Source organism: Shouchella phoenicis (assembly GCF_047238345.1).
Lineage (GTDB): Bacteria > Bacillota > Bacilli > Bacillales > Bacillaceae_D > Shouchella.
On sequence record NZ_JBDFMQ010000001.1, the window covers coordinates 2076046 to 2096108 of the forward strand.

The following is a 20063-nucleotide window of genomic DNA, read 5'->3' on the forward strand; positions in this document are numbered from 1 at the left end:
CCCTAGCCCCCTTGCTCCACAATCGTTTCTAGCTGTTGGCGTTCGTACATTTCTTTGTACCAACCACCTTGCTCCATCAACGTTCGATGCGTGCCTCTTTGCTTTATTGTCCCTTCATCAAGGACAAGGATGAGGTCTGCATGACTCACTGCGCTTAATCGATGCGCACTCATAATCAACCCTTGATTCGCCTGTTTTTCCTTCAGTCCAGATAAGATGGCTTCTTCTGTTTTCGCATCAACTGCCGATAATGAATCATCGAGCAATAATACATTCGGTTGGCTTAAGATCGCTCGCGCTATTGAAATACGCTGTTTTTGACCACCTGAAAGGGTTACGCCTCGTTCTCCGACAATTGTTTCATAGCCTTCGGGAAATCGATTAATATCGTCATGTACACATGCAATCTGGCAGGCTCTGACAACATCTATGAACGAGGCGCTCGGATTTGTAAATGCAACGTTCTCTGCAATCGTTGCGGAAAACAAGAAATGATCTTGCGGCACAAACCCAAACAACTCTTTTATACACGTAGGATCTAGTTGCCTACTTTCTATACCGTCGAAGCTAATTGAGCCTTTTGTAACATCTACCTCTCTTTGTAACAAAGACATCAAAGTTGATTTTCCACTTCCAGTTTTTCCTACTAAAGCGATCGTTTCTCCTTGCTTAACTTGAAAATAGATGTGCTCCAGCGTTCGTTTAGAAGTCGTTTCGTATTGAAATTCGTCAATGGACACGTCTATTTCTCCTGTTAACGTTTGTTTTACCGGTTGATTAACTGGCTGTAAACTTGAATCTGTATGTAAAAGCGCCATAATCCGTTCATACGAGGCTCGCCCTCTTTCCACAACATTAAAAAACATTCCTAGTGCCAGCATCGGCCAAATTAATAAACCTAAATAAAACACAAAGGTGGTTAACTGTCCGAGAGTCATGGTTTCGTCAATAACAAAAGTTGCGCCAAATGATACGGCAAGTAGATAACACAATCCAATTACACCTGTAATCGTTGGATCAAATAACGCATCAATTTTTGCGACACGAATATTTTTCTCAACAACCACAGCGGATTGATTCTGAAATTTTTGATTTTCTTCCTCCTCTTGACCGAATGCTTTCGTCACTTTTATGCCGTTAATAGTTTCTTGAACCGTTTGATTTAAAGAACTGAACGCCGCTTGGGCATACCCAAACCGTTTATGCAGCATTGCTCCGTAAAGGCTAGTTAAAATTGCCATTAGCGGAAGAGGAATCAATGTAATGAGCGTTAATTCCCAACTAAGCGTTAGCGCCATCGTCCCAACGACCATTCCACCGAGCAGCACAGCATCCACAATGGTTAAGACGCCTTCCCCTGCTGTTGCCTGAACAGCACGGACATCATTTGTTGATATGGCCATAAGATCGCCTGTTGACCGTTTTTGATAAAACGATACTGGCATGGTCGTATAATGGTGATACAGCTGATTACGTAGCTGTCGAGCAAGTTTAAACGATGCACCATAAATGAGTAGTCGCCACAAAAACCGTAGCACATATAAAATGAGACCAATGATTAAAATAACAGCTATGTAACGGATTAATATCGCTTGAGTTAACGTATCTGTTTGAATGAAATCGACAACACGACCAATGATTTGCGGTGGGACAAGAGATAATAAAGATACAATCGCTAAGATGAGCGAACCCCCGACATATGCTTTCCAATGGGTTTTAAAAAACCATGCTAAATCAATAAAAATCCGCATATCTTTCCCTCTCTTATCAATCGAAAAAATTTTCTAACAATAATGAACAGTTTAACAGGCACTCCGCTTCTAACGAAGTGCCTGTACTTATTTAGACTGTTGCTTTTGCATCGCTTTCATCATTTGAGTGATTTTCTTTTGTGATGGGTTTTGCCCCATTTGCTGCATCATCACGCGTAGCATTTGCTCATTAATCGGTGGGTTCTTTTTCAAATAAGACATCATCGTTTTACGAGCAATAAAAAAGCCAATTGCTACACCTGCTAAAACTGCAACGGTGTACCCTATAATATGCCAGATCAATGTTAAACCTCCTTCTCACACGTTCTACTTCTACTGAACCTTATCTATTATACACGAGCAAGCTTTGATTTTAAAGCACTTAAAAAAGCATGCTTTACAGCACGCTTTGTTTTTCATACGGTTTTAACCATCCAAAACGGCGATCATGAATATTTACTGCAAAGAAAAATCCCTCTACATCACGGAGCGCATCAAAAACATCGGTCTCTGCTTGTAAATCGCCTTCTGCTTCTAAACAGATTTTCTTTGCATCAATCATTAAGGCACATTGATTATCTGGATTACTTTTTGAGGCAGCTACATACCGATTCGACGCTTTTTCTTTATACTTTTCCATGAACAACTGCTTAATTTGTTCTTCTGGCATAGAAGTCGTAATATAATTAATTTGGCGATCGTAAATCGGCTGAGTATGTGCCCTTGCTTTTTCCCGTTCTTCAAATAGCTGAAACAACTTCATTTCCTTTCCAAGGTAAGAGGATGCAACATCTTCCGTAACATTAAAAAGTTCATAGTATCTCATCTATCTTCTCCTCCGGCAAATGAACATTAGGAAATATTTAGTTTTATTATACCCATTTTTTAAAAATATACTGTCAATTCATCGGGGAGAAGCTCACTAGTTTTGTCGAATTCGGTGAAAAACAGCTTTTTTTTAATTAATTGCCCTTTTCAGTACAAAAATTTCCGTCAAGTCCACATCTCTGTGTAAAATCACAATACACTGCTTTTATCATTTGATTAGGTCTGTCTAAAAACGGTCATCCTTTATCCAAAAATGGGAACGTTCAATTCAAATGATGTTCATCACTTGTCGCGCGGACGGACGCTTTCACCACAGGCATAAGCGCGACATCCGTTTGCGCTACGTTATCACTTGCGCTCACGGTGTCTTCTTTGCCGTGGGCAACGCCTCAACTCCTTCGATAACATCACTCTTTGATTTTCGGACTGTTGCTTTTCCCGTCGGAGTCGCCACCTGCGCTAATGAGTGAGCCAGGAGAGAAAATAAGGTTTACATATACGCTAGTGCCATTCACTATATTTTCTAGTAGAATCAAGCCCGTATTCGTGGATGTCCATAAGCAGTGCACTGATCAAACGATTGGCGGATTCCTTGTCTTAAAAATACGAATGACTCCTTCTCAACGTCTGACTTCTTCATTGTTGGGCTAGTTATATTGAGCTTTTTTACACAATGATATGGAATCTATCAAAAAAATTCAGTCTATATGTAGGGTTATTGGTTATCTTACTATAAAAAACTAATTTCAGACGATCAAAAAACACGTTGACGCGGCTCTTCATCATCCGTTTCACAAATGAGGCTATTTAAAGCGCCATTGCTTACCGATGGAAAACCCTCGTCACACGTGTTTCATGGATGTTCCCTTATTTCCAGCTTACGCAAATTACTTTAGCAAAGCTTTGACTTTGTTCACGACATTCTCAACGGTGAAGCCATACTCAGCAATAATTTGATCTCCTGCGCCAGAAGCACCGAACGTATCAATTGTTAACGTATCGCCTTCATCGCCAACGTACTTCGCCCATCCCAATGAAGCACCCATTTCGATTGCAAGGCGCGCTTTCACGTTTTTAGGGATGACCGCGTCTTTATATTCTTTCGGTTGAGCTTCAAAGCGATCCCAGCTTGGCATGCTCACAACAGATACATCAATCTTTTCTTTAGATAAGGCTTCTTTTGCTTTCATAGCAAGCTGGACTTCTGAACCTGTAGCAATTAAAACCGCATCTGGCTCGCCATTTGCTTGAGAAAGAACATAAGCACCTTTTTTCACGCCTTCATAAGCTTTCGTCGTTGTTTCTTCTTGCGTATCAACATTTTGACGGCTTAATACAAGTGCAGTTGGTTCTTTTTGTGATTCAAGAGACAGCTTCCATGCAGCAGCCGTTTCATTTCCATCACCAGGACGAATAACTGATAAGCCAGGCATCGCACGTAATGCAGCCAATTGTTCAACTGGCTCGTGGGTTGGACCATCTTCCCCTACAGCAATACTATCGTGAGTTAATACGTATGTGACAGGAACGCCCATTAACGCTGATAGACGAATCGCTGGTCTTACATAATCAGAGAATACAAAGAATGTTCCTCCAAATACTTTTAAGCCACCATGAAGCGCCATTCCGTTTAATGCACAACCCATCGCAAACTCACGAACACCAAACCAGATATTGCGACCAGCATAGTTGTCTCGACCAAAGTTGCTTTCGTTATTTAAATTGGTTTTATTTGAACCAGCCAGGTCTGCAGATCCACCAAATAATTCAGGAACATGTTTTGCAAGCGCATTTAATGCTTCTCCAGAAGATGCACGAGTTGCTAGACTTTTTCCAGCTTCAAAAGTTGGCAATGCTTGGTCAAAATCTGCTGGTAAATCTCCTGAGAATGCACGCTCATACTGTTTTGCTAGCTCTGGATTGGCTTTCTTATAAGCAGCAAAAAGTTCGTTCCACTCATCTTCTTTTTTCTGGCCTTGTTCCTTAACAGATGTAAAGAATTCACTTACTTCTTCAGGAATATGGAAATCTTTTTCATACGTCCACTTATACGCTTCTTTTGTAAGAGCTACTTCATCAGATCCAAGCGGCGCACCATGGGATGCAGATTTGGCTGATTTATTTGGTGAACCGAAGCCGATCACTGTTTTCACTTCAATTAATGTCGGGCGATCAGACGTTTTCGCTTTCGTAATCGCTTTATTAATTTCAGCTAGATTCGTCCCATCTTCAACAAAAATGACGTTCCAGCCATAAGCTTTAAAACGATCTTCAACACTTTCTGAAAACGACTCATGTAAATCTCCATCTAAAGAGATATCATTTGAATCATAAAGAACAACAAGACGGTTTAATTTTAAGTGACCCGCAAGTGACGCTGCTTCTGCAGACACACCTTCCATTAAATCGCCGTCTCCACAAATCGCATACGTGAAATGATCAACAATCTCGTGGTCAACTGTATTGTACGTCGCAGCTAAATGACGCTCCGCCATTGCCATCCCTACTGCCATTGCAACCCCTTGCCCAAGTGGACCTGTCGTTGCTTCAACGCCGGCTGTATGACCGTATTCAGGGTGTCCAGGCGTACGACTTCCTAACTGACGAAATGATTTCAAATCATCCAACGTCACATCATAACCTGTCAAATGAAGAAGGCTATATAAAAGCATGGAACCATGTCCAGCTGATAAGACAAAACGATCTCGGTTTGTCCACTCAGGGTTTGCTGGGTTATGATTCATGTGATTCGCCCATAAATCTAACGCCATTGGCGCTGCGCCCATTGGCATCCCCGGGTGACCTGAATTGGCTTTTTCAATGCTATCAATTGAAAGTGTTCGAATGGTATTTACCGCTAATTCTTCAATATTGTTTTTCATTTGTTACACCCTTTCATTCTTCGTACGTTTCCATCATAAACAAAATAAAAAAAATGTACAAGCCTGACGGGAGCTTGTACATTTAGTGAGGTGGGTTTTGTTTTTGTGCTTTACTATCTTTTAGCTTTTGTGGGGTCACATCTGTGCCCTCTTCATCAACAACTTTAACGGAATGCAGTTGATTTTTAAATGTGGAACGGAACGTATTTAAATATTCTTTTCGAAGCGCTTGCTGTTCGTCTTTTTGCTGCTTCGTTAATCCTGATGTCTTCGCTAGTTGAGACAGTTCATTGATTCGGTCTAATTTTGATTTTGATAACAACGACATTCACCTATCCTTTGGTTGTCATCATAGCATCTTCATTTCATTAGATCAACTCATCTGATTTCGTTTGCTCGTACTGCTGAAAACGCCGATGTACCGTTGCTTTTGAACAATGATAACCTAACCCATTTAACGTTACTGCAATGTCATGAAACGTTAGCTTTTTCTCTCGTAATCTAACAATTTCTTCGATCGGAAGGTCTTTTTTACTCCGTCCTCCACTACCCGTATCTTTTAAGTTACGCTCTGGATGAAACCCTTTTTCAATCGCCCTTCTCATCCCGCGTTTGATCTTCAAGTTATGTAATTTCCGCTGGTACTCTTCCACGATGGCTACGATTTCAAAAACCATCTCGTCTGCTTCTGATAAATGTAACGCACCATCGTTATGACATGTATAAATCGTAATGCCATACTTTTGAAGTTGATATAGAATAGCAGTCCTCGCTCTTCCCCTACCAATCCTCGTCTCGTCTGTTACTAGCAAATGCGTGAACGTTTGTTTCTTTGCTTGATCTAAAAGGAATAGAAGATTATCGCGGTCCAATTCATACCCACTAGCAACCTCAGAAAGACAATCGCTCACTTCTATTCCATGTTGCTGAGCCATTTTCACTAATTCATCTTCTTGACGAGCTAACGACGTTTGTTGACTCTCTTTATCCGTACTGACTCGACAATACAAAATGGCTTTATTTCGTTTCATACTGTGCCTCCCACTGCAATGTTTCAGCGACTAACGATCATTTAAAAGGATTACGTGACTGTCTGTATTGCTGCTTCGATCCTCTACCTGCTCGTTCTCATCACTATCAAAGGATAACAAACTACTAAACATAAATAAAACAGTAATAATACCAGCAATAATAATCCCTTTTTCTTGACTCTTCTTCATCATCGATCACCCGTTCGCAAGAATATTTGTTCTTACTTTAAGATACTTCGAACTTTTGTTCGTGTCAAGCATTTTTAGAACTTATGTTTGCGTTCGTATGTTCGATGTGCTAAAGTAAAGATAACGAATACATAGATAAAGCAGGTGAAGAGGAGTGTCTAAATTATCTACTAGACAAGAAGAGATTTTATTATTTATTAAAGATGAAGTAAAAAAGAAAGGCTATCCGCCTTCCGTACGTGAAATTGGGGAAGCAGTAGGTTTAGCATCAAGCTCAACCGTACATGGTCATCTTGCTCGTCTTGAAAAGAAAGGATACATTCGTCGCGATCCTACGAAACCTCGAGCAATTGAAGTACTTTCGCTTGAAGAAGCGCTGGACGAGCCTTCCATTATTCGTGAACGCGCACGCTATATTCCTGTAATTGGTAAGGTTACAGCAGGTAGTCCAATTACAGCGATTGAAAATATCGACGACTACCTCCCCCTTCCAGATCATATGTCTGGTCATGAACAAGTGTATGCCTTAGTTATTCAAGGTGAAAGTATGATCGAAGCGGGCATTTTCGATGGGGACCAAGTCATTGTGAAGCAGCAGCAAAGTGCTGATAATGGTGACATTATCGTTGCAATGACTGATGAAAACGAAGCCACAGTCAAACGATTTTTCCGAGAAAAGAACTACATTCGCCTTCAGCCTGAAAATTCAACAATGAAGCCGATTATACTCGACAATTGTACGATTCTAGGAAAAGTCATTGGTGTTTTCCGAACGATCCATTAACCATAAAGAAAGAGCACCGGAAAACCCAGTGCTCTTTTTTTGCGCCTTTATTGATGGTGGACTTGACTGTCAGCCTCATTCTCTTCTTTTTTTCTTTCGCTATTTAACATGATTTTTAAGACAATTGCAGTAAGAAGAAATAAGACGCCTGCACTAATAAATACGTAAGGAATACCAAAGCTCGCTGCAATTAAACCGCCTGAGACCGGTCCTAATACATTTCCTAAAAAACGAAAACTCTGATTATAACCGAGTACTTCCCCTTGCATCGATACTGGACACGCTTGACGAATAAACGCTGTCGTGCAGGGAATTAACCCTCCGACCGCTAATCCAAAGACAAAACGCAATACAATTAATTGCCAGAGTGAATCAACGAATGCTTGCGGAATAAAAAACACACCAGACAAAATAAGTAAAATGAGCATTACCTTTTCGTGGCCCATTCGGTCACCTAACTGCCCCCATTTTCGAGTTGATAATAAGTTCCCTAAACCCGTAATCGAGAATGCTAAACCAGCTAAAAAAGCCATATTTTCAACTGGCCCGACTAAATCATTAACAAATAGAGCTAAAAGTGGCTGGACGCTAAACAATGCCATTTGAATAATGAGCGCCACAACCATTACCATTATTAACATAGGCGAACGTACAATAAATGCCAATACCTCTTTTGCTGCATACCGTCGCTTTTTCTCACCTTTTTCCTCATAAATCACTTCTTTTACCCCAAAAACAACAAGTAGAGATGCAAGGGTTAAGATTGACGCAGTCAATACAAACGTTAATTCCATTCCAACAGTATCTGCAATCAAACCGCCAAATAATGGCCCTAGCAAACCTCCAGAAACAGTACCTGTCTGCAAAGTTCCGAGGGTTTCTCCAGCTGTACGCTTACTACTTTGTGCTGCTATTAATGCCATTGAAGCCGGGATAAACCCTGTTGCGAGCCCCATGAAAGCGCGCAGAATAAACAATGCCTCAACAGATTGAACATATCCCATAAGAAAAACCGAGATGGCAATCCCAAAACCAGTCCCAATGAGGACCTTTTTTCGTCCGTAACGATCGCCAATTCGTCCCCAAATCGGCGCAACGAGAAAAGCAACTAAGAAAGAAATACCGAAAACAAAGCCAGACCACCTTTGAACATCTTCACCTGAATATTGTCCGAATGATTCAATGTAAAGAGATAAAAATGGAATCACCATTGTCATACTTGCACCAACAAACAAGTTGGCAAACCACATAATCATTAAATTACGCTTTTCCGCTTTTATACTGATCACCTTCGTTGTCTAAAGATCTTCCTTTTTATTTCGCAACTCTAAATATATGCGAAAAAAAAACAGCCGTCAAACGCTCTCTCCTAGCTAAATCTGTAAAAAAAGAGTCTAAACAGCCCGTTTTCTTTCATTTCATTCTATTTTCACACATCCGAAAAAATTTCATAGGATGACTATAACCAATACATAGGAGGCGAATGGAATGAATCTTTCAGATGAAATGGTATTGCTTATCACCATTCTTGTACTGTTTTTGTTACTCGTCATTGTAGGGATTATTTTGTTTTATCTTTAAATCGCTTCAAAAAAGCGAAAGTGTTTGGTACCGAATTTCGACTAAATTCGTTACACTTAACCCAAGCAAACGAACGTGGCGACGAATCTCTCCATATTCAAACCACAATTCTTGCACATACTGAAACAACGCTTCACTGGTGTGAACGTAATCTGGTAAACTAATTCGCCTCGTTATCGTCTCAAACGATCGATAGCGAATCTTCAAGACAATGGTTTTCCCTTGTTTTTTTACTCGTTCAAGGGAACCTTGCACTTCATCTGCTAGACGTCTTAGTTTAAATAAAACATCTTCATCGGTCACAAGTGGTTGTGCATACGTGTGTTCTTTTCCAACCGACTTTCGATCACGATGCAATTTCAACTGGTTGTTATCAATTCCTCTTGCTCGTTTATAATAAGATAAACCAGCTTTACCGAAATGATGAACAAGGTCAAGCTGACTCATCTTGTATAAATCATCGCCTACATAGATATTCAAACGATGCATTTTTTCAGCAGTTTTTGGGCCGATACCCGGAAACTTTTCTACGGCTAGTTCTTTAATAAACGTCAGTGCTTTATCTGGTGGAATTACAGTGAGTCCAGCAGGCTTCTTTACATCGGATGCGATTTTAGCTAAAAATTTATTATAGGAAACGCCAGCAGAACTTGTTAGTCCCGTTTTTCTCCAAATATCAAACTGAATTTGACGGGCTAATTTACTCGCACTTTTTTCATTGTAATGATTATCCGTCACATCTAAATAGGCTTCATCAATGGACATTGGTTCTACTAAATCTGTATAAGTGAACATAATTTTTCGTATAGCGAGAGAAGCTTTTTGATAAGCTTTGTAGTTGCCTGATAGAAAAATCCCTTCAGGACAACGTTTGTACGCTTCATACGCACTCATTGCAGAGTGAATGCCATATTTTCTCGCTTCATAGTTAGCGGTGGAAACAATCCCTTTTCCACCAGTTGTTCGAGGATGCTTTGCGATAATAACCGGTTTGCCTTTTAGCGCCGGATTATCTCGTTCTTCTACTGACGAAAAAAAGGCATCCATATCAATGTGAATGATTTTACGAGTGGTGTCTCGATTCGGTTCAGGAAGCTTAAAATCTTGCTCATCCATAAAAACGACGCCTCTTTCATTCTCCTTGTATATATTCCTAGTGTATACGAACGTATGATCGAAGTCAATAAAACAACCTGATTTTACGAGGCTTTTATACCCGCTCTTATTGTAAATAGGTTCATTTAAACGTTTTTTACTTACACCTACCGTATTTGAGGTAATGCATTCCACTTAGCTGTTTTGATCATAAAAAAACCTTTTAGAACACGTACCTAACAAGCTCTAGGTGAATACACTGGTTTTAGAAAAAGGAGTGAAAGAGATGAATACTTATTCTAATGGGTATTTTCCTCAATACCCCTATCAAATGGGCATGCCGCACTATCATTCGAATCGACATTCACATGAAGCAATAAATGGGTTTAATGAATTCATTCCTCACCAAACAAATGAAAGTCAGCAGATGCATCACATGCAGCAAAATAACAATGATTACTCTTCTCTACAGTCGAATCAACATTCATATGTTCAAGCGAATAGCCAGCATCTTCATGGAAATATGAAAAATCAATGTCAACAAATGAAAGATCACCATGTCGAATTAAAAATGACTGATGGCCAAACTTTGGACGGCATCTTAACAGAAGTTCGCGAGGATGGCATTACGCTGTTGATTGGCGAAGACATTCATCAAGAAGAAGCTCGACAATTTGGTGGTTGGAGATACCGTCGCTATCGACCAAGATTTTTCCCGTATGGAAGGTTTGGCGGTATAGGCTTTTTCCCGTACTTTTATCCACCTTTCTTCTTCTAAAAAATTAAGAAGTGTATTGCGCTACAAGAGGAATTTTTCGTGTGCGTGACTCATCACATCTACTTTGTAGATTTCCCCTTGAAACCTCGCTAAAAAGCGGGGTTTTACAATTAAATAAAGTTATTTCTGAAAGGCGTCACTCAAAAGCTTCCTCTTTTTACAGTCGAATCTCTGTAACTGCTTTTAACGTGTATTTTGTCCCGTCCCCCAAAACAAAAAAACCCTCAACACAAAATGTGTCAAGGGCTTCCTCTTTTAGTAGTTCTGCATGAATTGTTCGCGTTCCCACGGGTGGACTTGCGTACGGAACATATCCCATTCAATTTCTTTCGCTTCAATAAAGTGTTCAACTGCGTGCTCGCCTAATGCTTTCACAAGGACCTCATCTTTTACAAGGCTCTCAAGTGCCTCGCCAAGTGATGCCGGTAGAGCTTTAATGCCTTCTTCAACACGTTCTTCTTTACTCATCACATAAATATTGCGATCGGTCGCTTCTGGAGGCGTCATTTTCCGCTTGATGCCATCTAGACCAGACGCAAGCATCACCGCCATCGCAAGATAAGGGTTAGCAGAAGGATCTGGACTACGAACTTCAACACGTGTTGACACACCGCGTGAAGATGGAATCCGAATAAGCGGTGAACGATTACGCATCGACCATGCGATGTAAACAGGTGCTTCATAACCTGGCACTAAACGCTTGTACGAATTCACGATTGGATTTGTAATTGCTGTGAACCCTTCCGCATGTTCCAAAATGCCGCTTAAGAACTGCATCGCTGTTTTACTTAATTGACTTTCCGTTTTCTCATCGTAAAACGCATTGCCATCTTTTGTGAACAACGACATGTTTAGGTGCATACCCGATCCATTAACGCCAAATAAAGGTTTTGGCATGAATGTTGCGTGAAGACCGTGCTTACGTGCAATCGTTTTGACAACAAGTTTAAACGTTTGAATATTGTCACATGCTGTAATGGCATCTGCATATTTGAAGTCAATTTCATGCTGTCCTGGAGCAACCTCGTGGTGTGAAGCTTCAATATCAAAACCCATGTCTTCTAATTCTAAAACGATGTCACGTCGACAATTTTCTCCAAGATCTGTTGGAGCTAAGTCGAAATAGCCACCTTTATCATTTAGTTCTAACGTTGGTTCACCTTTCTCGTCATTTTTAAACAAGAAAAATTCAGGCTCTGGTCCGATGTTAAAACCAGTAAATCCAAGCTCTTCAGCTTGCTTAAGCACGGACTTTAAAATTCCACGTGGATCCCCTTCAAATGGTGTTGGCTCTTCCCCAGGTTTTCCAGGCTGGTAAATATCACAAATGAGTCGAGCGACTTTCCCTTTTTCTGGTGTCCAAGGAAAAATAACCCATGTATCTAAATCTGGATAAAGATACATATCCGATTCTTCAATTCGAACAAATCCCTCAATGGAAGAACCGTCAAACATCATTTTGTTATCAAGTGCTTTTGACAATTGATCCACTGGGATCTCAACGTTTTTAATCGTTCCGAGTAAATCGGTGAACTGTAAACGAATAAAACGTACGTTTTCATCTTGTGCAATACGCACAATATCTTCTCTTGTATAATTTGGCAACGTAACTTGCTCCTCTCACTCTGTTTGTCTATGTAATAAGGAATAAAATCCTTTTCACATGATGAATTACGATTACTATGTAAATATCGTACTAAAGGCTTTTTTGTACGTCAAGAAAAGTCCTTATTCTTTATCTTCCTCTTCTTCTTGATTCATAAACGTCTTTTGTACAGCTTTTGTGACAGCGAGCTTCACATGTTCATACGTAAGCCCTCCTTGCACGTAAGCTGTATATGGTGGACGTAGTGGTCCGTCCGCTGTTAATTCAATACTCGCACCTTGCACAAACGTGCCAGCTGCCATAATGACATCATCTTCATAACCTGGCATGTAGCTCGGCATTGGTTTAACGTGAGCGTTCACTGGGGAAGATTGTTGAATTGATTGACAAAAAGCAACCATTTGTTCTGCTGTTTGAAAATAGACAGCTTGAATTAAATCTGTACGGGTTTCATTCCATTTCGGCGATGTGTGCATCCCTACTTCTTCAAGCAGCGAAGCAGTGTAATGTGCCCCTTTTACACTTTGTGCGACGACGTGAGGAGCCAAAAAGAATCCTTGGTACATGTCGGTCAATGTTCCAAGCGTCGCGCCCCCTTCTGCGCCAATTCCTGGTGCAGCAAGTCGGTAAGACGCAAGCTCAACGTATTCTTGTTTTCCAACGATATATCCACCTGATTTTGCAATGCCGCCACCTGGATTTTTAATTAATGAGCCTGCCATTAAATCAGCGCCAACGTGACAGGGTTCCCTTGTTTCCACAAATTCCCCATAGCAATTATCGACAAAAACAACCACGTCTTCTTTAATTGATTTAACAAACGAAATGATTTCCTCTAGCTCAGCAATTGTAAAAGATGGACGATCGCCATAGCCACGAGATCGTTGAATCCCAATGACTTTTGTTCGCTCATGAATGGCAGCACGTATACCAGCCTTGTCCATTTTCCCATCTACAAGATCGACTTTTTGATAATCAATTTGATAATCACGCAGAGAGCCTTTGCCATTGCCACGAATCCCTACAATCTCTTCAAGAGTATCGTACGGTGTTCCGCTAATATACAAAAGCTCATCTCCAGGACGCAAGACGCCAAATAAGGCGACGGCAATCGCATGTGTACCCGAGACGATTTGATGTCGCACTAAACTTGCTTCTCCACCGAAAACGTCTGCATAAATCGCCTCAAGTGTATCTCTTCCAGTATCGTCATAGCCGTACCCGGTTGTTGGCGTAAAATGAAAATCAGCAACCTGGTGGTCTGAAAAACTCTCCATCACACGATTTTGATTCATTAATGCAATCTGATCGACTTTTTGATGAATGGTGTAGATTTTTTCTTCTGCGCGTTCTACAAGTTGGCGCATTTCTGTTGAAAAAAGTGATTCCATGTTTTGCGTCTCTCCTAGTTATATTCAATCTGTTCTAGCTTATCACGTCAGAAAAAAGAAAGAAATAAGATGAGTCCTTTGCCTCACTTTATTTCTTAAAAGTAAAATCTTCTTTTCGTAACGTTTCTAGTTCCGATTTAGTGAATTTATCTTCTTTTAACACTCGAACCGCTTGTAATCGAATCGCTTCTTCAATCATGTTCCGCATGTAGCGTCCATTACTAAATGAATAAGCTTCTTCAGCCAAAACATGCTTAATTTGGTCTCGACATCGATTCAACGCATCTTTTTCAATGATGTAATCGCGTTCTTTCGCCATACCAATTAACATTTCAATTAGCTCTTCTACGGCATAATTTGGGAAGGTGATGGAAATAGGAAACCTCGAAGGTAGACCTGGATTTAGCGACATAAAAAAATCCATTTCTTTCGAATAGCCTGCTAGGATCAACACGAATTCATTCGCATGATTTTCCATTCCACGAACAAGGGTATCAATTGCTTCTTTTCCAAAATCTTTCTCTCCGCCTCTAGAGAGAGAGTAAGCTTCATCAATAAATAGCACGCCACCCTGAGCCTGCTTTAAGACATCTCTTGTTTTTTGCGCAGTATGACCAATGTATTCACCAACGAGATCAGCTCGCTCCATTTCAATGAAATGCCCTTTTGATAGCACATTCATTTCATGTAAAAAAGAGGCAATCAATCGAGCAACGGTTGTCTTCCCAGTCCCCGGGTTGCCTTTAAAAATCATGTGCAGCACTTGTTTAGGAGACTTTAATCCTACCTCTTTACGTCGCTCACTTATATAAATCCATGCGTACAATTCTTTTACAAGTGATTTAATTTCTTTTAAGCCAATGTAGTTTGCTAATTTATTTTCAAAACGTACGAGAATCTCATGTTTTTCTTTCTCTTCAACAGAAACAAACCAATCCGTGCTCGCACGCTTTTCAGGAGATTTATTTAATACGACGCTTATCCGCGCATTATTTTTAGTATGATGATTCGACATGGCTAGTGAGACCTCCCTCTAAACCCTTATCACTTTTACTATACGTGTAAGAAGAGAAAACGTGATAAACACCCAGATCTACATTCTTCTTATCTATCTTATGGTTCATCGTTAAAAACCATTCCTCGATGTCTTGATTTGATTACGATGGACAATCTCACTATTTTTGATAGAATTTAATGAAGAGGAGGGCGTTTATGGAACAGAACCAGCTAAAAGATGCGTTTTTAAACCAACTCATTCTCAAAGGTCGTAAGGCTACAACGATTAAACGCTATCACTATGATTTGAACGACTTTTTTCAATGGTTAAACGATCGTTCATTCATCCATTTAACGACGGAAGAGATTGAATCGTTTTATCAACATTTAATGGTCACACGCTCGTATCAAGTTCGTACCATTCGACGAATTTCTTCTGTTCTTCGTCGCTTTACGCTATTTTTATTTGAAGAGAACGTCCTTCAAGACCATCCATTGCTCCATCATGAACCACCCTTACTCACTCTTGAGCCATTAACCCGGGAAGAGTGGATTAGTAAGCGTGAAATGGACATTCTTTTACAGACAACACATTCAGAAAAAGGTTTAACAGAAAATCAACTTATGGCTCGTCCTTACTTAACAGAACGAAATTATGCCATCCTATTACTTTTGACCGAATATGGAATCACATTAAGTGAAGCATGTGAAATAACAATGAATGATACGTCATTCGTACAGCAAACCATTCAGATTAAAGATAGCGTCGAGCGAACCTTAGTGCTCGAATCAGCTCATTCGCAACAGCTTTACGTTTACTGGAGTAGTATCCCTGAGGCAGTTCGCCCAAGACTTCACACAAGCGATCCGTTGTTCGTTGCATTTGATTTTACTAGAAGAACGTATCACTGGTCCTATGAAAAGGATGCGCCAAAAACGTTAACAGCCATTGCTTTGCAAAAAATGATTCGGACGGAAGTCGCACGATCCGGTTTACGCAAAGGCATTTCAGCGCAACACTTCCGAAATGCTTATTTACTACGTACACTGCTAGATCCACTCGGCGAACATGATCTGCAACAACATCTAGGATTAAAAAGTCCATTATCCTTGCGGAGGTATGCCTTAACCCTCGCCCATTTAACAAAAAAAGATCAACAAGCTTTACTCGTCTCGTCCATATAAAAAGATCTCGTAACCGAATGGTCGCGAGATCTTTTTTTCTTCTATACGTCTGTTTCGCTTTTTAGCTGCACGTTTTTTTGCGGTGCAAACGTTGAGATTGCATGCTTATAAACAAGCTGTTGCTTTCCCTCCGTCTCAATAATAACCGTAAAGTTATCAAACCCTTTTATTGTGCCACGAAGCTGAAATCCATTTAATAAAAACATCGTGACGGGAATCGATTCCTTCCTTAATTGATTTAAAAATTGATCTTGAATGTTCACAGTTGACTTCATGACGATAGCCCCTCTCTCTCTAAGTGTTTCTACTCTTAATTATTCGAGTTCACTTTTAAATTTCCTGCAAGAAAAATCGACGACTTTCGTTAAGATTTCATCCATTGATTGACTCGTTACATCAAACCATTCCACATCACTTTTATTTTTAAACCATGTAATTTGTCTTTTTGCATATTGTCTCGATCGGGCTTTAATTCGTTCAACGGCTTCAGCTAATGATACGTCCCCATCAAAGTACTCATATAATTCTTTATACCCGATCGCTTGGATGGCTTGTCCGGTGATGCCTGCATGATACAGTTTCTCCACTTCGTCCACTAAGCCTTGCTCCATCATATGCTCAACCCGTTGATTGATTCGCTCATACAGCATTTTCCGATCCATATTCAATCCAATCATGACATAGTTAAAACGGGGAATTGATTGTTCTTGCTCTCGTTCCGAAAACCGTTTTCCAGTTGTATGAAGGACTTCAAGGGCACGAATGACGCGGCGCTCATTATTTGGATGAATGGATTCCGCCGCTACAGGATCACGTTCTTTTAACTGATGATACAAAGCATCCGCCCCTAATTCCTGTGCAAGATGCTCTAATGTAAGGCGATAAGCCGTGTCAGTTTCTGCATTTGAAAAAGAAAGCTGATGGGTAACAGCTTGAACATAAAGCCCCGTTCCCCCAACCATAATTGGCATTTTTTCTCTAGCTTTTAAATCGGCGATCGTTTGCAACGCTTTTTCTTGGAAACTAGAGACTGTCCACGGTTCTGATGGCGGCAAGAGATCTATTAAGTGGTGCGGCACTTGCTGTCTTTCATCAATTGACGGTTTAGCCGTTCCAATTGACATCTCTTTGTACACTTGCATCGAATCCGCGTTAATGATTTCACCGTTTAGTTTTTTAGCTAATCGAATGCTTAACTCTGTTTTTCCAACTGCAGTTGGTCCAACAACAGCGATAATTGGATCTTTCTTCACCATGTTTCTTCCTTCCAAGCTTTATAAATTCTTTTGAATGATCCCATATTGAAAGGATGCATGTGGTCGATAGTGGACAGAGAATCCCAAACGAGCAAACAATGGACTGGATGACTGATTTTTGAGGACAATTTTCTGTTTGGCCACTCGTTTGGCTTCTTCCACCACTTCTTCTGTTAACGGTTGGTAAGATGCAAACTGTTTTAAACCAGCAAGTCCTGGAGAGTGCATACTCACCTCAAACATTGGGTCAAAATAAACGACATCGACGCTTTCAGATGGGCACTCTTTTAAATAAGCCAAATTCTCTGTTTGAACAACGTGAATGTTTTGAAGGGATGTCGTAAACTGATCGTCGCCTTCTGCCCAGTTTGCTAAACCATGCTTCACAATAAAAGCAATGTAGGGATTGGCCTCCAACCCTGTCACACTTCCAGAACTACCAACAGCGACTTGGGCTAGTATGGCATCAGCACCCATCCCTAACGTTGCATCGATCATTGACTCTCCTTCTGATAATCCAACAACTGATAAAAATGGGTCATGTCCTGTTTTTTTCCACTGCTTATACCTCAGCAGTGCCGCATTTGGATGGTAATAAAATGGTGCTGCATGGGCATCTCGATGCAGAATCAACTTATCTTTCGCTACAATTAACAGTGGTTGTTCACCGAACTCACGGTAAAAATCTTCAATAGAACGCTGCTGTCGCTCAATAAAAACACCATTAAACTGCGCGACATAGGCTTGCGCTTTTTCTTTTAATCGATCCACTTGTTTTCTTGCGGTGGTTACAATCACGTTTGTTGCTCCTCTACATCACACGTTTGAACATTTTTTCTAATTCATAAGTGGTAAAATGGATAATAATTGGGCGTCCATGCGGACATGTATACGGTTCTTCACATCTTCTTAACGTTTCTAACAGCTCAAACATTTCGTCGTGGCGCAAGTGGCGATTTGCTTTAATGGCAGCTTTGCAACTCATTAAAATGGCAGCTTCTTCTCGTAAGTTGTAAAGATTAATTTGTTTTGTTTGTAGCAACTGGTCTATGATCTCGCGAATGGACGATTCCTCGTCTCCCTTTGGAAACCAAGTTGGATGAGAACGTACCATATACGTATGAATGCCGAAAGGCTCGAGGATCAGCCCAACCGCCTCTAATTTTCCCGTCGATTCTTCAATCACTGCCGCTTCCCTTGCAGTGAATTCGAGTGTTAACGGCACAAGTAAATCTTGTATCGTTGAGATTGGTTCGTGCAGTTTTTTTCGGAAATACTCATACTTAATGCGCTCTTGCGCCGCATGTTGATCAATGAGATACATGCCATTCTCGTTTTGCGCAACGATATACGTCCCGTGCATTTGCCCTACGGGGTAAAGAGGCGGGACAGTTGATACATGCTCTTCTACTTTCACAGCCACCTGATGCACATCTTCAATAGATAAGTCTGTTGTTTGATCTTGTTTCTCCAAAGTCTCTTGACCCGAGTCATTTCCTTTATTAGGCTCTTCACGCTCTCCAACTTCGCTTTGAACTGTTTCTTTCAGCGAAGCCACTTTAGGCTGATCGTTTTCCACATAGTTCGGTGTTGGTTCGTAAATCACCGGTGCTTCCGGCTCTGTAAAGCGCTCCTCTTTAGGTTGGGCCGGATAATTGAGCGAAAACGAAAGTTGCTCGGACGGCTTTTTATCAGCGTCTGGTTGCTTCGTTGATTGAGGAATAAGTGTTTCCTTCGCGAAGACATCTTTAATGGAACGGGTAATGACTTCTGCTAACGCTTCTTCTTTACTTAAACGCACTTCAAGTTTTGCAGGATGGACGTTGACATCAATTAACGTTGGATCCATTTGTAATTTAAGGATGGCTAACGGATACCGACCAATTGGTAACAGTGTATGAAAGCCTTGTTGAATCGCTTGCGCTAACTTGTAATTTCGAATATAGCGACCGTTGATAAAGATAGACATGTACTGACGACTCGCTCTTGTTAATTCAGGCTTTGCCACATATCCTGTTAATTGATAATCGAGGGATTCGCCCTCTACTGAAACCATCGTGGATGCGGTTTGTCGACCGTACACTTCTGCGATCACCTGCAGCAATCGATCGTTTCCAGTCGTTTTAAGAACCGTCTTTCCATCACTCGTATAGTGAAACGCGATAGATGGATAAGCAAGCGCCATTCGATTAACCACATCACTCACATGTCCGGATTCTGTCAGTTTCGTCTTTAAATATTTTAACCGCGCTGGCGTATTGTAAAACAAATCTTTAATGAAGATGCTTGTCCCTTTTTTTGCGCTTGAAGGCTGACGTTCCACCACTTCTCCTCCATGAAGTGTAAGTTCAACTCCCTGATTTCCTGTACTCGTTTGCATGGTCACCGTTGAAACGGAAGCAATACTTGGTAACGCCTCCCCTCGAAATCCTAATGTGCGGATGGAAAATAGATCGCGATCATGCTGTAATTTTGAAGTGGCGTGGCGTAAAAATGCGGTTTCTACTTCATCTGCTTTAATGCCATGTCCATTGTCAACGATTCGAATGGACTCCATACCACCTTCTACGATCTCAATTAATAATTGAGTTGCTCCAGCGTCAACTGCGTTTTCTATTAATTCTTTCACAATTGATGCAGGTCGCTCTACGACTTCTCCAGCAGCAATTTTATTTGATAATGAATCATGGAGCTGTCGTATCGTTTGCAT

At 40.7% G+C, this 20063-nt stretch carries 19 protein-coding genes; 3 read left to right on the forward strand and 16 right to left on the reverse strand.

Annotation, left to right across the window (positions count from 1 at the left end):
- Positions 1-2: 2 nt before the first annotated feature.
- The 7 genes from ABC361_RS11180 to ABC361_RS11210 all read right to left on the reverse strand — a co-directional run bounded on the left by ABC361_RS11180 (position 3) and on the right by ABC361_RS11210 (position 6681).
- Positions 3-1751 carry an ABC transporter transmembrane domain-containing protein gene (locus ABC361_RS11180; protein ID WP_413074056.1) on the reverse strand — a complete coding sequence of 583 codons (1749 nt, stop codon included), beginning with the start codon at positions 1749-1751 and terminating at the stop codon, positions 3-5.
- 87 nt (positions 1752-1838) lie between these two features.
- Positions 1839-2054 carry a YneF family protein gene (locus ABC361_RS11185; protein ID WP_099300973.1) on the reverse strand — a complete coding sequence of 72 codons (216 nt, stop codon included), beginning with the start codon at positions 2052-2054 and terminating at the stop codon, positions 1839-1841.
- Positions 2055-2148: 94 nt separating this feature from the next.
- On the reverse strand, positions 2149-2577 hold the full coding sequence (gene sirA, locus ABC361_RS11190) for a sporulation inhibitor of replication protein SirA (RefSeq protein WP_413074057.1): 429 nt from the start codon (positions 2575-2577) through the stop codon (positions 2149-2151).
- Positions 2578-3466: 889 nt separating this feature from the next.
- Positions 3467-5461 (reverse strand): transketolase, encoded by a 1995-nt coding sequence (tkt, locus tag ABC361_RS11195; protein WP_413074058.1) that lies wholly within the window; start codon positions 5459-5461, stop codon positions 3467-3469.
- Between the two features lie 82 nt (positions 5462-5543).
- Positions 5544-5783: a DUF896 domain-containing protein gene (locus tag ABC361_RS11200; RefSeq protein ID WP_099300976.1), complete on the reverse strand. Its 240-nt coding sequence runs from the start codon at positions 5781-5783 to the stop codon at positions 5544-5546.
- 46 nt (positions 5784-5829) lie between these two features.
- Positions 5830-6492 (reverse strand): YneB family resolvase-like protein, encoded by a 663-nt coding sequence (locus ABC361_RS11205; RefSeq protein ID WP_413074059.1) that lies wholly within the window; start codon positions 6490-6492, stop codon positions 5830-5832.
- Between the two features lie 30 nt (positions 6493-6522).
- Positions 6523-6681 carry a hypothetical protein gene (locus tag ABC361_RS11210; RefSeq protein ID WP_413074060.1) on the reverse strand — a complete coding sequence of 53 codons (159 nt, stop codon included), beginning with the start codon at positions 6679-6681 and terminating at the stop codon, positions 6523-6525.
- A 154-nt stretch (positions 6682-6835) separates the two neighbouring features.
- Here ABC361_RS11210 and lexA point away from each other — a divergent pair, with 154 nt between their 5' ends.
- The gene (lexA, locus tag ABC361_RS11215) at positions 6836-7465 is read left to right on the forward strand and encodes a transcriptional repressor LexA (RefSeq protein WP_099300978.1); all 630 of its coding nucleotides are present in this window, start codon (positions 6836-6838) and stop codon (positions 7463-7465) included.
- Positions 7466-7512: 47 nt separating this feature from the next.
- Here the strand turns inward: lexA and ABC361_RS11220 are convergent, their stop codons facing one another.
- Both ABC361_RS11220 and dinB read right to left on the reverse strand, forming a co-directional pair.
- Positions 7513-8721, reverse strand: a complete 1209-nt coding sequence (locus ABC361_RS11220; protein WP_413074061.1) for an MFS transporter — start codon at positions 8719-8721, stop codon at positions 7513-7515.
- 331 nt (positions 8722-9052) lie between these two features.
- Positions 9053-10162 (reverse strand): DNA polymerase IV, encoded by a 1110-nt coding sequence (dinB, locus tag ABC361_RS11225; RefSeq protein ID WP_413074062.1) that lies wholly within the window; start codon positions 10160-10162, stop codon positions 9053-9055.
- Positions 10163-10427: 265 nt separating this feature from the next.
- Between dinB and ABC361_RS11230 the strand changes: the two genes are divergently transcribed.
- Entirely contained in the window at positions 10428-10919 is a 492-nt protein-coding gene (locus ABC361_RS11230) for a hypothetical protein (protein WP_413074063.1), read from the forward strand.
- Between the two features lie 255 nt (positions 10920-11174).
- On the opposite strand, the gene glnA is transcribed toward ABC361_RS11230, so the two are convergent.
- The 3 genes from glnA to spoVK all read right to left on the reverse strand — a co-directional run bounded on the left by glnA (position 11175) and on the right by spoVK (position 14931).
- Positions 11175-12524, reverse strand: a complete 1350-nt coding sequence (glnA, locus tag ABC361_RS11235) for a type I glutamate--ammonia ligase (RefSeq protein ID WP_375078434.1) — start codon at positions 12522-12524, stop codon at positions 11175-11177.
- Positions 12525-12647: 123 nt separating this feature from the next.
- Complete coding sequence (locus ABC361_RS11240; RefSeq protein ID WP_413074064.1) at positions 12648-13916, reverse strand: methionine gamma-lyase family protein; 1269 nt, start codon at positions 13914-13916, stop codon at positions 12648-12650.
- An 88-nt stretch (positions 13917-14004) separates the two neighbouring features.
- Positions 14005-14931, reverse strand: coding sequence for a stage V sporulation protein K (gene spoVK / locus ABC361_RS11245; RefSeq protein ID WP_413074065.1), 927 nt, complete (start codon positions 14929-14931; stop codon positions 14005-14007).
- Positions 14932-15128: 197 nt separating this feature from the next.
- Between spoVK and ABC361_RS11250 the strand changes: the two genes are divergently transcribed.
- Complete coding sequence (locus ABC361_RS11250) at positions 15129-16097, forward strand: tyrosine-type recombinase/integrase (RefSeq protein WP_413074066.1); 969 nt, start codon at positions 15129-15131, stop codon at positions 16095-16097.
- A gap of 41 nt (positions 16098-16138) precedes the next feature.
- On the opposite strand, the gene hfq is transcribed toward ABC361_RS11250, so the two are convergent.
- The 4 genes from hfq to mutL are packed head-to-tail and all read right to left on the reverse strand — an operon-like array spanning position 16139 to position 20063.
- A complete protein-coding gene (gene hfq, locus ABC361_RS11255; RefSeq protein ID WP_035397294.1) occupies positions 16139-16372 on the reverse strand; it encodes an RNA chaperone Hfq in 234 nt (77 codons plus the stop codon).
- A gap of 39 nt (positions 16373-16411) precedes the next feature.
- Positions 16412-17353, reverse strand: coding sequence for a tRNA (adenosine(37)-N6)-dimethylallyltransferase MiaA (miaA, locus tag ABC361_RS11260; RefSeq protein WP_413074067.1), 942 nt, complete (start codon positions 17351-17353; stop codon positions 16412-16414).
- Between the two features lie 18 nt (positions 17354-17371).
- Positions 17372-18151 (reverse strand): class I SAM-dependent methyltransferase, encoded by a 780-nt coding sequence (locus ABC361_RS11265; RefSeq protein WP_413074068.1) that lies wholly within the window; start codon positions 18149-18151, stop codon positions 17372-17374.
- Positions 18152-18164: 13 nt separating this feature from the next.
- Entirely contained in the window at positions 18165-20063 is a 1899-nt protein-coding gene (gene mutL / locus ABC361_RS11270) for a DNA mismatch repair endonuclease MutL (protein ID WP_413074069.1), read from the reverse strand.

Coding starts and splice junctions, on each gene's coding strand:
- ABC361_RS11180 (WP_413074056.1), bottom strand. CDS start 1,751: ATGCGGATTTTTATTGATTTAGCATGGTTTTTTAAAACCCATTGGAAA.
- sirA (WP_413074057.1), bottom strand. CDS start 2,577: ATGAGATACTATGAACTTTTTAATGTTACGGAAGATGTTGCATCCTCT.
- tkt (WP_413074058.1), bottom strand. CDS start 5,461: ATGAAAAACAATATTGAAGAATTAGCGGTAAATACCATTCGAACACTT.
- ABC361_RS11205 (WP_413074059.1), bottom strand. CDS start 6,492: ATGAAACGAAATAAAGCCATTTTGTATTGTCGAGTCAGTACGGATAAA.
- ABC361_RS11210 (WP_413074060.1), bottom strand. CDS start 6,681: ATGAAGAAGAGTCAAGAAAAAGGGATTATTATTGCTGGTATTATTACT.
- ABC361_RS11220 (WP_413074061.1), bottom strand. CDS start 8,721: ATGATTATGTGGTTTGCCAACTTGTTTGTTGGTGCAAGTATGACAATG.
- dinB (WP_413074062.1), bottom strand. CDS start 10,162: ATGGATGAGCAAGATTTTAAGCTTCCTGAACCGAATCGAGACACCACT.
- ABC361_RS11230 (WP_413074063.1), top strand. CDS start 10,428: ATGAATACTTATTCTAATGGGTATTTTCCTCAATACCCCTATCAAATG.
- ABC361_RS11240 (WP_413074064.1), bottom strand. CDS start 13,916: ATGGAATCACTTTTTTCAACAGAAATGCGCCAACTTGTAGAACGCGCA.
- spoVK (WP_413074065.1), bottom strand. CDS start 14,931: ATGTCGAATCATCATACTAAAAATAATGCGCGGATAAGCGTCGTATTA.
- ABC361_RS11250 (WP_413074066.1), top strand. CDS start 15,129: ATGGAACAGAACCAGCTAAAAGATGCGTTTTTAAACCAACTCATTCTC.
- hfq (WP_035397294.1), bottom strand. CDS start 16,372: ATGAAGTCAACTGTGAACATTCAAGATCAATTTTTAAATCAATTAAGG.
- miaA (WP_413074067.1), bottom strand. CDS start 17,353: ATGGTGAAGAAAGATCCAATTATCGCTGTTGTTGGACCAACTGCAGTT.
- mutL (WP_413074069.1), bottom strand. CDS start 20,063: ATGCAAACGATACGACAGCTCCATGATTCATTATCAAATAAAATTGCT.